This window comes from Thermobifida sp., assembly GCF_017577275.1.
In the GTDB taxonomy this organism is placed as follows: Bacteria; Actinomycetota; Actinomycetes; order Streptosporangiales; family Streptosporangiaceae; genus Thermobifida; species Thermobifida fusca.
The window spans coordinates 20,582-32,789 of the sequence record NZ_PITY01000019.1; the positions used below are offsets into that span (position 1 = coordinate 20,582).

Below are 12,208 nucleotides of genomic sequence, written 5' to 3' on the forward strand. Positions count from 1 at the left end.
AAACAGGTCGGTTTCCGCGAAAGTAACATTCCCTCACTTAATGTGCAAGAGGTCACACGGAGGGGTGATTGAGATGAAAGATCACCATTCAGCAAACGAGCCGTCGGGGTGCCGCCACACGGGGCCCCGCCAGTCGGGGACGGATCCGTCGGCGTCGCGGACGGCGCGCTCGTCCACGGTGATGCCCAGCCCGGGCGCGGTGGGCCGCGCCAGGAAACCGTCGGTGAAGGTGAACACGTCCGGGTCGATGAGGTAGTCGAGGACATCCGCCCCCTGGTTGTAGTGGATGCCGATGCTCTGCTCCTGGATGAGGAAGTTGGGCACGCAGCAGGCGATCTGCAGGCTGGCCGCCAGGGCGATCGGGCCGAGCGGGCAGTGCGGGGCCAGGAGCACGTCGAAGGTTTCCGCGAGCGCGGCGATCCGGCGCACTTCGGAGATGCCGCCCGCGTGGGAGAGGTCCGGTTGGGCGACGGCGATGCCTGCCTGGAAGGCGGGCAGGAAGTCGGAGCGGGAGAACAGCCGCTCCCCGGTGGCGATGGGCACAGTGGTGGCCGCGACCACGTCCCCGATGCGGTGGGTGTATTCGGGCAGCACCGGTTCTTCGACGAACAAGGGGTGGAGCGGGGCCAGGTGGTCGATGACGCGCCGGGCGTTCGCCGTAGTGAACCGGCCGTGGAAGTCCACGGCGAAGTCCCGGTCGGGGCCGAGCACGTCGCGGACGGCTTCGGCGCGTGCCACGATCTCGGCGACAGCGTGCGCGGTGGAGAGCGGGTCGGTGCGGCCGGAAGCGTTCATTTTCACCGCGGTGAACCCGGCGTCGACCCGTTCCGCTACCGCGTCTGCGACTTGGCTGGGCTCGTCCCCGCCTACCCAACTGTAGGCCCGCACCCGGTCGCGTACCGGGCCGCCGAGCATCACGTGCACGGGGACGCCGAGGACTTTGCCCGCGATATCCCACAGAGCCTGGTCGAGTCCGGCGACCGCGCTGGACAGTACCGGCCCGCCCCGGTAGAAGGACGCTTTGGTCATCAACTGCCAGTGGTCCTCGATACGCATGGGGTCGCGTCCGAGGAGGAGTTCCGCGAGTTCGTGCACGGCGGTGCGGACCGTGGAGGCGCGTCCTTCCACCACGGGTTCGCCCCAGCCGACGACCCCGTCGTCGGTTTCGACCCGGCACAGCAGCCAGCGCGGGGGGACGGCGAAGGTTTCGACACGGACGATCTTCACGGGCGGTCCTTCCGGTTGGGCGGGTCCAAGGCGGTGCCGGCAAGGCGGCGGAGGTCGGCGTCGGCGGCGGCGAGGAGGGCGCGCATCGCCTGCTCGGCGGCGTCAGGGTTGCGGGCGCGCACGGCGTCGACGACGGCGCGGTGCGCCGGCACCGGGTCGGCTTTCGGGTCGGCGGAGTGCACGAGGATGTCGCGTTCCACGAGGCCGGGGGCGACGAGCAGGTCCATGCGGGATAGCAGTTCGTTGCCGGAGGCAGCGAGGAGGCAGCGGTGGAATTCGAGGTCGGCGAGGGCGTGGGCGCGCGGATCCCCACGGGTGCGGTCCATGCAGTCGAGGGCCTGGTCCAGGTCGGCAAGCTGGTTTTCCGTGCGTCGCTGGGCAGCGAAGCGGGCCGCAGCGGGTTCGATGAGGGCACGCAGTTCAGCCAGGTCGGCCATGAGCCGGGCGGTGTCACCGCCTCGGGCACGCCAGCGCACGACGTCGGCGTCGAGCAGGTTCCACTCGGTGCGCGGACGCACGAAGGTGCCGCGTTTCTGGCGGGAGTCCACGAGGCCTTTGGCGGCGAGTACCCGCACGCTTTCCCGCACCACGCTCATGCTCACACCGAGTTCGGCGCTCAAGGAGCGCAGGTCGAGGGTGTCGCCTTCGCGGATCATTCCGGAGGCGACGCGTTCGCCGAGGAGTTCGACGACGCGGCCGTGGACGCCCCGCCCGGGGTAGGAGCTGCTCATGGTCACGCGGAGGTTTTGTAGGAGGTCCAGCCGCCGTCGACCAGCAGTGTGGTGCCGGTGATGTAGGAGGCGTCGGAGGAGAGGAGGAAGGCGATCGCGGCGGCGACTTCGTCGGGTTCGCCGAGGCGGCCTGCCACGGTCTGCTCCACGCTGCGGCGCACGTCGTCTTCGCTGACGTTGTCCCAAGCCCGGGTGCGGATCGGGCCGGGGAGGACGCTGTTGACCCGGATCTGCGGCCCGTATTCCACGGCGAGCTGCCGGGCCAGTCCAGTCAGCCCGGCTTTGGCCGCGGCATAGGCGGGGCGGCCGGGCAGGCCCACCATGGCGTGCACAGAGGACACCGCGACCACACTGCCGTTGCGGGCCAGGAGGTCAGTGAGGCAGGCGCGTACCCCGAGGAAAGTAGCGGTGAGGGTCACCGCGATCTGGTCGTTCCAGTCGGCAAGCGAGGTGGCGTGGGCGGGGGCGATGGTGACGCGGTAGGCGTTGCTCACGAGGGCGTCGACGGGGCCGAACGTGTCGTTGGCGGTGCGGACGGCGTGGGCCCAGGAGTCTTCGTCGGAGACATCGCAGTACTGGAAGACCGCCCGGTGGCCTTGGTCGCGGAGGCGGGCGGCGACGCGTTCTCCGCGTTCCGTGTCGATGTCGGTGAGGACCACGGCGGCGCCTTCGGCGGCTAGCCGCTGTGCGGTTGCGGCCCCGATGCCGCCTGCGGCCCCGGTGACGAGGGCGACGCGGTCGGTGAAGCGGGCGGTACGGACAGGAAGGGGCACGATGCGCTCCGGAGTCGGACGGTCACAGTCGCCTAAATAAATCTGAATTATTTTTACGCCGCAGGTCATCGCGGTGCAAGGGCCTATCGGTGAAATCACCGGTTCCGCGCGAGACCACTTCCAGGTGATCCAGGTCATAGGTAACTTGATGGTCCGCGGCGTTGTCCCCTCTTCAGTCCCTCCCCGGCGCGCCGCACTCGTGACCTCGCCGCATGCCAACCAGTTGGTATGCGGCGAGGTATATCCCCGTGGTCCAAGACGCGGTGGCTCCGCACTGACAGAAAGAGGCTTCATGGCCCCTACCGCACCCTCCCCCCTGATGGAGGTCGAGGGGGTAACCGTCCGATTCGGAGGCCTCGCCGCGCTCTCCGATGTCGGACTGACGATCGCCCCCCAGAGCGTGACTGGCCTCATCGGCCCGAACGGAGCCGGTAAAACCACGCTGTTCAACGTGATGACCGGCGTGGTGAGACCCCAGCGCGGCACGATCACCTTCAAAGGGCGCCCCCTGCGCAACCATCGTCCCCACCAGCTTGCACGCCTGGGAATCGCCCGCACCTTCCAAGGCCTCAACCTCTTCGAGAGGATGACGGTCCTGGACAACGTGATCGTCGGCGCCGACCCGCTGGGCCGCTCCCGACTCCCCGGCATGCTCACCGGACTCGGCAGCTACCAGCGCGACGAACGGGAGCTCACCGACCGGGCCATGGCCGTGCTCGAAGAGTTCGGGATCGCCGACGTCGCCCACGCCTACCCCTCGACCCTCCCCTACGGACTGCAGAAACGCGTGGCCCTGGCCCGCGCCCTCGTCGCCGAACCTGAACTGCTGCTCATGGACGAGCCCGCCAGCGGCCTGTCCGGCGCGGACATGGCCGACCTGGCCGCCACGATCCGGCGGTGCAGCCAAACCATGGGCGTCGTCCTCGTCGAACACCACATGGACCTGGTCATGGACGTGTGCGACCACATCGTCGTCCTCAACTTCGGCCAGGTCATCTGCTCCGGTCCGCCGTCCGTCGTCCAAGCAGACCCCGCGGTTGCGGAGGCCTACCTGGGCACCCCGGTGCAGGAGGCTGCCGGTGAGTGACACCCCGATTCTGCAGATCGAGAACCTCTCCACCTACTACGGGGCGGTCCAAGCCCTACGCTCGGTGTCCCTGACCGTCCAGCCGGGAGAGATCTGCGCGGTCCTGGGCGCCAACGGAGCCGGGAAGACCACCCTGCTGCGCACCATCTCCGGGCTCCAGCCCGCCGCCCCCGGCAGCCGGATCCTCGTCAACGGCGAAGACATCACCGGCGCCCCCGCCGAGAGCATGGTCCGCCGCGGTCTCGCCCACGTCCCGGAAGGCGGCGGGGTCATCGTCGACTTGACCGTGGAGGAGAACCTGCGGCTGGGCGGGCTGTGGCGCGCCGACCGGCGCGACCGGGCCCAAGCCCTCGACGAGGTCTACGAACTGTTCCCGCCCCTGGTGGAGCGGCGCAACCAGCCCGCAGCCTCCCTTTCCGGCGGGGAACGCCAAATGGTCGCCATCGGCCGGGCCCTGATGGCCCGACCTGCCGTGCTGCTGCTGGACGAGCCCTCCCTCGGGCTCGCCCCGCTCATCACCCAGCAGATCATGCGGCTGCTGCACGACCTGCGCGACCGCACTGGGCTGACCGTGGTGCTGGTGGAACAGAACGCCGCAAGCGCCCTGTCCATCACCGACCACGGTTTCGTGCTCTCCCAGGGAGCAGTTGTTGCGCGGGGCAGCTCCGCCGAACTGCTCGCGGACGACCGGATGCGCCACGCCTACCTGGGTTTCTGAGGTGATCCCGTGAACCAGTTCATCAGTCTGACCTTCGAGGGCATCGCCAACGGCGCGATCTATGCGGCCTTGGGGCTGTCCCTCGTCATCATCTACCAGGCGACCCGGGTAGTGAACTTCGCTCAGCCTGCCCTCGCGCTCATGGCGGTCTACCTCGCCTACACCGTCACCCAGGCGACGGGCAGCTACTGGCTCGGTTTCGCCACCGCCATGGCCAGCGGAACCCTGCTCGGTGTGGTCACCGAACGGCTGCTGGTCCGCCCCGTGCAGGACAAGTCCCCGCTCAACGCCATCATCCTCACGCTCGGCCTGCTGATGGTGCTGCAAGGGCTGGCCGGCATGATCTGGGGCAACCTGCAGCACTCCTTCCCGCCGCCGATGAGCTTCCGCGACTTGGCCGCAGTCCCGATCTCCCCAGAGGAGATCTTCGCGCTCGCCGCGGTCGGGGTAGTCGCCACAGTGCTCTTCCTCCTCTACCGCTTTACCCCGCTAGGGCTGCGGATGCGGGCCGCCGCCTTCCACGCAGAGTCCGCGCGGCTCAGCGGCGTCCGGGTCGGGCTGATGCTCACCCTCGGCTGGGGCATCGCCTCGGCGATCGGCGCTCTTGCCGGAATGCTCGCGGTGCCCCCGCTGCTGTCCCCGACCGTGCTCGACGCCGTGTTCGTCTACGGCATCACGGCCGCCGTACTCGGCGGCTTGGACAACCCGTTCGGCGCGCTGGCCGGCGGCCTGGTGCTGGGCGTGGGCCTGTCCTATGTCTCCGGCTACGTGGGCTCCGAACTCACCACCCTCGCCGCCCTGGCGATCCTCATTGCCGTGCTCAGCCTGCGCCCCGCCGGACTCTTCTCCCGGGCGACCGTGCGAAAGGTGTAGCCGATGACCTCCTCCCTGCGACGAGACGACCCGCCGACGGACGTGGTCGCCCCCAAGGCCGCGCCGTCCACGCGCCCCCGGCCCCGGATCCGGCCCGTGCTGCTCACCCACCTGGCTGCGGCCCTGCTCGCCCTCCTCGGGGTCGTCGCACTGACCTTCCTGGTCGGCCCGATCGAGCAGTTGCGCATCGCCAAAGTGGGCTACCTGATGCTCGCGATCGCCGGGCTGCAACTGCTGGTCGGCGCCAGCGGGCAGATCTCCCTGGGGCACGGCGCTTTCATGTTCATCGGCGCCTACGCCACGGCTCTGACCGTGCTGCACGCGCCGATGGTGCCGCTGGCAGCGATCATGGTGCTCACCGTAGTCGTGGGCTGCCTCGCCGGGATCGTGGTCGGCGCGGCCACAGCGCGGCTGCACGGCCCCTACCTGGCCGGGGCCACCCTCGCCCTGGCGGTGGGTTTGCCTGCCCTGGCCCTGTACTTCTCCGACATTCTCGGCGGGTCCAACGGCCTGCTGTTCAAGATGCGCGGCGCCCCGCCCGAGCTCGCCGGGCTGGTCACCGACAACCAGTGGAAGGCCTGGGTCATCTGGTTCACCGTGCTGGTGGCCCTCGTCGTGCTGGCGACGCTGAGCCGGGGACGGCTGGGCCGGCGGCTACGCGCTATCCGCGACGACGAGGCGGCCGCCGCCATGGCGGGCATCCCCGTGGGACGCACCAAAGTGACCGCGTTCGTCATCAGCGCCGGATGCGGGTCGCTGGCGGGAGCCTGCGAAGCCTATCTGCTGGGCACCGCCACCCCCAGCTCGTTCTCGCTCGCACTGTCGCTGAGCCTGCTTGCCGCGCTCGTCCTGGGCGGGCTGGGCAGCCTGTGGGGCGCGTTCTGGGGTGCGCTGGCCCTGGTCTACCTGGAGCTGGCAGGAAAGGAGCTGGCAGACCTGCTCGGGTTGAGCAGCAGCGTGGCCGACAACGTGCCGCTGGTGTTCTTCGGAACGCTGCTCATCGTCATCGTTATGGCCTGGCCGATGGGCATCCACGGCGCGCTCAGCCGCCTCAGCGGCGTGGTGCGCCGACGGTGAGCCCACCGGTTCTTCCCACAACCATCACCTGATTCCCCTGCATATCCCCCTATTCCCCTACATCACCACACGTGGGAGCGTGAGATGAGGAAACCGATTACGTGGGCGGCGGGAATGCTGGCCCTGTCGCTGCTGGCCACCTCCTGCGGCGGCGCTGGCGAGGTCGCGGACTCTGAAGGGGCCGACCTGGACGTGTCTGTCGGAGTCACCGACGACACGGTCACCATCGGCACCCACCAGCCGCTCACTGGCCCCGCCTCCGCCGGGTACCTGGCGATCTCCCAGGGCGCCTCGGCGATGTTCGACTACATCAACGACCAGGGCGGCATCCACGGCCGAAAGATCGAATACCTGGTCAAGGACGACGTCTACGACCCGACCAAGACCGTGGAGGTGACCCAGGAGCTCGTGGAAGGCGAGCAGATCTTCGCCATGCTCGGCGGTCTGGGCACCCCCACCCACTCCAAGGTCATCCAGTACCTCAACGACAAGGGCGTCCCGGACCTGTTCCCCTCCTCGGGCGCGTTGATGTGGAACGACCCCGAGCAGTACCCGCTGACCTACGGCTACCAGGTCGACTACACCAAGGAAGCCAAGGTCATCGCCAAGTACATCGAAGAGAACTTCCCTGACGCCAAGGTCGCCTACTACTACCAGAACGACGACGTGGGAAGCGACTCGATCGCCGGGCTCGACCAGTACCTGGCCGACAAGGTCGTGGCCGACGAAGGATACGAGTCCACCGCACCCGACGCGGTCGGCGGGCAGATCGCCTCGTTCAAGGAGGCCAAGGCGGACATCGTGGTCTGCGCCTGCATCCCGGCCTTCGCTGCGCTGGGCATCCTCAACGCGGTCGGCCAGGGCTACCACCCGCAGTGGGTGATCAGCAGCATCGGCTCTGACATCCCCACCCTGCGCGGCCTGCTCAAGGAGTACGCCGACGACGACGAGCTGCCGGTCGACCAGATCCTCGACGGCATCATCACCAGCGGCTACCTGCCCCAGGTGAACATGACCGACGACCCGTGGACGCAGTTCTTCACCAAGATCCACGAGGAGTACGGCGAGGGTGAGCTCACCAACACCCGCATCTACGGCATGGTGCAGGCCGTGATGTTCGCCAAGGCGCTCAAAGCCGCGGGCGAGAACCCGACGCGCAAGAGCCTCATCGAAGCGGTGGAGAACATGGAGTGGCAGGGCCCCGGGCTGGTCCCCTTCGCCTCGTCCGCGGACGACCACGGCGGACACGCCGGTGTGCTCGTGCAGCAGTACCAGGCCGGTGAGGACGGCGGCACCATGAAGCGCCTCCAGGAGCCCATGGTGACCGACCGGGAAGGCGGCGAGATCTCCCCCGTCGACTACGAGCGGGTCGGCCCCGACGAGTACGACTTCCACGACTGACCGAGCCCTTCTGCCGCAGCGGCGGAAAAGCCTTCACGTCCTCTCGCGAGGCCCGGCCCAGCTCCGGGCCTCGCGGCATCCCTCTTCCGCAGCTCAGGGCCCGAATGGTGGGACCAGGCGGAGTTTCGCCGGGGCAGGGAGAGCAACCCCACCGTTGACTGTGACCTACGTCTCGGTAACGTGGGTCACATGGCAGACGTACTGATGGCCCCGGCCTCCCGCACATACGGCCGGGGTGCGGAGGTCGAACACCTGGTCACCCTGGCCTCCCGCGGGCGTGAGGGGCGCGGTGGGGCACTGGTTGTCGAAGGCAGTCCGGGGATCGGCAAGAGCGCGCTGCTGGACGCCGTCCTGGACCGGCTTGACAGTCACCGGGTGCTCCGGGTCAACGGCCGCCGCCCAGAATCCGGACTCCCCCTGGCCGGATTGCACGGATTGCTGCTGCCGGTACTGCACCTCCGGGGAACGCTCAGCCCGGAGCACGAGCGGCTGCTGGACGACGCCCTGCGCCGCGGCCGCTACGCCGAGGACGACCGGTTGGCGCTATCGGTCGCAGTCTTAGCGTTCGTCACCGCCCTGTCCCACGAACGCCCTCTCGTGTGCGTGGTCGACGACGCCCAATGGGTCGACCCCGATTCGCTGTCCCTGCTCTCTTTTGCCGCCCACCGTCTCAACCGGATCCGGGCGGCGATTCTGTTCGCCACCCGGGACACCGCGCCCCGGGAACTGTCCGGGCTGCCCCGGATGCGCTTGGCCCCCTTGACGGAGGAGACCCTCCACCAGGTGTTGGAGGAGACCGCGCCCGACCTGGACCCGGCGGTGCGCAGCGAACTCGTACGCCGCGCCCACGGCAACCCTATGGTCGCGCGCCACTACGCCGCATCGCTGTCCCCCGCCCAGCGTGCCGGCACCGAACCGCTGTCGGTCATGCTGCCGCTGCCCGCGGAGATCATGGACGCCTACGCCGAGACACTGGACTTCCTGCCCGCGGACGTGTCCCGGCTGCTGCTGTTGGCCGCCGTGGAACCCGGGGTGGCGGTCCCGGTCCTGACCGCGGAGGGCGACGGCGACTACGACCCGGTGGCGGCACTTGACCGGGCAGAGCGGGCCGGGCTGCTCTACGTGGAAGCCGACCGGGTGGAGTTCACCGACCCGATGATGGGCGAAGTGGTGTGCCGCCGCGCGACCAGCGCCGAGCTGACCCGGGCGCACTTGGAGATGGCGCGGCTGCTGGACGGCCGCGGCCCCCGCTACCGGGTGCTGTGGCATCGCGCCGCAGCCACCCGGGGCCCCGACGAGGAACTGGGATACGAGATCACCTCGGCGGTCTCGGCGGGCGAGCCCGGCCTGACCGCCCAGGAGGCGTCGATCCTGCTGGAGCGGGCCGCTGAGCTGACCACGAAACCCAGCCGGCGGGCCAACCGCCTCGCGGAAGCCTCCTACCAGGCGTGGGCGGCAGGCCAGTACAGCCGCAGCACCATCCTCATCAAACAGGCCGCTCCCTATGTGCCGATCGCCCGCATCCGCGGACTGCCGGACATGGTCAACGGCTACCGGGCGGTCGGAGAAGAAGACTCGGTCCAAGGCTGCGACCAGTTGATGTCGGCGGCCCGCGAGCTCGCCGACCACAACCCCCAGCAGGCCCGGGCCCTGCTGCTGCGCGCCGCTGACGCCGCTTCCCTCGCCGGGGACATCAGCCGTTTCATCGCCGCGGCACGCCAGGCGCTCACCCTCGACGTGTCCGACCCGCAGCGCGACTCCGGGCTGGCATACCTGGAAGGCTCGATGCTGGCGTTCCAGGGGAACTATGCGGCGGCGCTGGAACCGCTCCGCCGGTCGGTGGAGCTCGTGGAGGACGACGATGAGCCGCTCGGTTTGATCCGGTCGATCGTGGCGTCCCTGCGCCTGGGTGACGCGATCGGGGCGCGCCGCCAGACCGCCCGGGCGATCGCCCGCGCCGGGGTACGCGGCACCGTGTCGATGGTGCCCAAAGCACTGTCCTACGCCGTCTACGGCGAGTTCCTCCACGGCTCGCTGGCCACCGCGACCGAACACGCTTCCCTGGGGCTGCGGTTGTCCACGGAGACGGGGCAGCGCAACTGCGCCGCCCACCACCTGGCTGTCCTGGCCATGCTGGCGGCACTGCGCGGGGACGCGGAAGAATGCGCCACCCGGGTGGCGGCCGTCACCGAGCACACCGACAGCCGGCCGTTGGGCTTGGCGCGGGCGCTCACCGAGTGGGCCCTGGCCTACCTCGACCTGACCCGGGGCCGGATGCACGAGGCCGCGACCCGCCTCGAAGAGCTGGCGCGCAGCGAACCCTGCCAGGGCCACCCCACGATCCGCCTGCTGAGCGTGCCCCACTACGTGGAGGCAGCCGTGCACATAGGGGAGACCCAGCGGGCTGAGGCCGCGCTAGCCAGCTTCGAGCAGTGGGCCAACGCCACGCAGAGCCCCAACGACTTGGCGCTCGTCGCCCGCTGCCGGGCCTTGCTGAGCGACGGCGAGACCGCCCGCGAATACTTCGAGGAGGCGCTCAACCTGCACCGCCGGGGCGGGGGCGGCGGTATCGAGGAGGCGCGGACCCGGATGGCGTACGGCACGCTGCTGCGCCGCTCGCGGCTGCCGTCCGCGGCCCGCCCCCACCTGCGGGCCGCGGTGGAGGCGTTCACCCGGTTGGAGACGCCGCTGCTGCTGCAGCAGGCCAAGGAGCAGTTGCGTGCCACCGGGGAGGCGCTCGACGACACTCCCGCACCCACCGCGGGGCTGACCCCCCAGCAGGAGCAGATCGCACGGTTGGTGGCGGAGGGCGCCACCAACCGGGAGATCGCGCAGCGCCTCTACATCAGTCCGCGCACTGTGGAGCACCATCTGCGCAACATCTTCCGCCAGTTGCAGATCCGCTCTCGCGTGGAGCTTGCCCGACTGATCAGCGGACAGTGACGTACAGAGGGGCGACAAGGGCGTGGTGTCCCGTCCAGCAGCGGAGGGACACCACGGGCCCGTCCCGCACCCTGGATACGGATCAGATGTCAGACGTCTTCAGTGCAGCAAGAGAGCGCGCGGTCAAGGAAACCCCCGGGGTTCTGTAGCGGAGCCGGATGTCCTAGTCTGCACGCAAGAAAACTAACAGCGATAGGTTTTGGGGTGCGGAATGGATTTCACCCTCACCGAGGAACAGACCGCGCTGCGCGCCATGGCAGCGGAATTCGTCGACCGCGAGATCACCCCCCACGTCGTAGAGTGGGACCGCGCCGAGAGCGTCCCCCGGGACCTGGTACCGCGCCTCGGTGAACTCGGCTTCCTCGGCATGACCATCCCCGAAGAGTACGGCGGCGTGGGCGGCGACCACGTCTCCTATGCCCTGGTCATGGAAGAACTCGGCCGCGGCGACTCCTCCGTCCGCGGCCTGGTCTCGGTCTCCCTGGGCCTCGTCGCCAAGTCCATCGCCACCTACGGCACCGAAGAGCAGCGGCAACGCTGGCTGCCCGGCCTGTGCTCCGGGGAGCTCCTCGGCTGCTTCGGCCTCACCGAACCCGACACCGGGTCCGACGCCGCCTCCCTGTCCCTGAAGGCCGTCCGCGACGGGGACGACTACGTGCTCACCGGCTCCAAAATGTTCATCACCAACGGCACCTGGGCCGACGTCGCCATCATCTTCGCCCGCACCGGCGGACCCGGCCCCAAAGGCATCACCGCCTTCCTGGTGCCCACCGACACCCCGGGACTGACCCGCACCACCATCCACGGCAAACTCGGCCTGCGGGGGCAGCCCACCGCCCAGCTCTTCCTCGACGAGGTGCGGGTCGGCCCCGACGCCATCCTCGGTGAGGAGAACCAAGGCTTCCGCATCGCCATGGCAGCCCTGGACAAGGGACGCGTCTCCGTGGCGGCCGGAGCCGTAGGCGCCGCCCGCGGCGCCCTGGAAAGCGCCCTCGCCCACGCCAAGGAACGCGTCCAATTCGGCCGTCCCATCGCCGGATTCCAGCTCGTCCAAGAAATGCTCGCCGACATGGCGGTGGAAACCGACGCCGCCCGCCTCCTCGTGTGGCGGGCCGCCGACCTCATCGACCGGAGAGAACCCTTCTCCACGGCCGCATCCATGGCCAAGCTGTACGCCACCGAAACCGCGGTGCGTGCCGCCAACAACGCCATGCAGGTCTTCGGCGGCTACGGCTACATCGACGAATACCCGCCCGGCAAGTACCTCCGCGACGCCCGCGTCACCACCCTGTACGAGGGCACCAGCCAGATCCAGAAACTCATCATCGGCCGCGCCCTCACCGGCATCAGCGCCTTCGCCTGACCGACCACGCCTGGA

General features: G+C 69.4%; 10 protein-coding genes. 7 read left to right on the forward strand and 3 right to left on the reverse strand.

The genetic code is table 11. The features are described 5' to 3' along the window. Window positions 1-81 precede the first annotated feature (81 nt). The 3 genes from dgoD to CW348_RS04310 are packed head-to-tail and all read right to left on the reverse strand — an operon-like array spanning window position 82 to window position 2,731. Entirely contained in the window at window positions 82-1,227 is a 1,146-nt protein-coding gene (gene dgoD / locus CW348_RS04300; RefSeq protein WP_011292212.1) for a galactonate dehydratase, read from the reverse strand. Further along, entirely contained in the window at window positions 1,224-1,958 is a 735-nt protein-coding gene (locus tag CW348_RS04305) for a FadR/GntR family transcriptional regulator (RefSeq protein WP_011292211.1), read from the reverse strand. The genes dgoD and CW348_RS04305 overlap by 4 nt, the downstream gene beginning before the upstream one ends. A gap of 2 nt (window positions 1,959-1,960) precedes the next feature. Further along, a complete protein-coding gene (locus CW348_RS04310; RefSeq protein ID WP_011292210.1) occupies window positions 1,961-2,731 on the reverse strand; it encodes an SDR family NAD(P)-dependent oxidoreductase in 771 nt (256 codons plus the stop codon). Window positions 2,732-3,023: 292 nt separating this feature from the next. Between CW348_RS04310 and CW348_RS04315 the strand changes: the two genes are divergently transcribed. From CW348_RS04315 to CW348_RS04345, 7 genes are all read left to right on the forward strand, one after another. Beyond that, a complete protein-coding gene (locus tag CW348_RS04315; protein ID WP_016188826.1) occupies window positions 3,024-3,818 on the forward strand; it encodes an ABC transporter ATP-binding protein in 795 nt (264 codons plus the stop codon). Continuing rightward, window positions 3,811-4,536, forward strand: a complete 726-nt coding sequence (locus CW348_RS04320; protein WP_011292208.1) for an ABC transporter ATP-binding protein — start codon at window positions 3,811-3,813, stop codon at window positions 4,534-4,536. Before CW348_RS04315 ends, CW348_RS04320 begins: the two co-directional genes overlap by 8 nt. Before the next feature lie 9 nt (window positions 4,537-4,545). Next, entirely contained in the window at window positions 4,546-5,409 is an 864-nt protein-coding gene (locus CW348_RS04325) for a branched-chain amino acid ABC transporter permease (RefSeq protein WP_104612955.1), read from the forward strand. Window positions 5,410-5,412: 3 nt separating this feature from the next. Beyond that, window positions 5,413-6,486, forward strand: a complete 1,074-nt coding sequence (locus CW348_RS04330; protein WP_016188825.1) for a branched-chain amino acid ABC transporter permease — start codon at window positions 5,413-5,415, stop codon at window positions 6,484-6,486. Window positions 6,487-6,570: 84 nt separating this feature from the next. Beyond that, complete coding sequence (locus CW348_RS04335) at window positions 6,571-7,887, forward strand: ABC transporter substrate-binding protein (protein ID WP_011292205.1); 1,317 nt, start codon at window positions 6,571-6,573, stop codon at window positions 7,885-7,887. A gap of 189 nt (window positions 7,888-8,076) precedes the next feature. After that, a complete protein-coding gene (locus CW348_RS04340) occupies window positions 8,077-10,830 on the forward strand; it encodes an AAA family ATPase (RefSeq protein WP_011292204.1) in 2,754 nt (917 codons plus the stop codon). A gap of 211 nt (window positions 10,831-11,041) precedes the next feature. Beyond that, a complete protein-coding gene (locus tag CW348_RS04345) occupies window positions 11,042-12,193 on the forward strand; it encodes an acyl-CoA dehydrogenase family protein (protein WP_104612957.1) in 1,152 nt (383 codons plus the stop codon). The last annotated feature ends 15 nt before the right edge of the window (window positions 12,194-12,208 follow it).

What these genes read in the sequence shown, in the direction of transcription:
- CW348_RS04305 (WP_011292211.1), bottom strand. Translation starts at nt 1,958, where the DNA reads ATGAGCAGCTCCTACCCCGGGCGGGGCGTCCACGGCCGCGTCGTCGAA.
- CW348_RS04315 (WP_016188826.1), top strand. Translation starts at nt 3,024, where the DNA reads ATGGCCCCTACCGCACCCTCCCCCCTGATGGAGGTCGAGGGGGTAACC.
- CW348_RS04330 (WP_016188825.1), top strand. Translation starts at nt 5,413, where the DNA reads ATGACCTCCTCCCTGCGACGAGACGACCCGCCGACGGACGTGGTCGCC.
- CW348_RS04345 (WP_104612957.1), top strand. Translation starts at nt 11,042, where the DNA reads ATGGATTTCACCCTCACCGAGGAACAGACCGCGCTGCGCGCCATGGCA.
- CW348_RS04335 (WP_011292205.1), top strand. Translation starts at nt 6,571, where the DNA reads ATGAGGAAACCGATTACGTGGGCGGCGGGAATGCTGGCCCTGTCGCTG.
- CW348_RS04340 (WP_011292204.1), top strand. Translation starts at nt 8,077, where the DNA reads ATGGCAGACGTACTGATGGCCCCGGCCTCCCGCACATACGGCCGGGGT.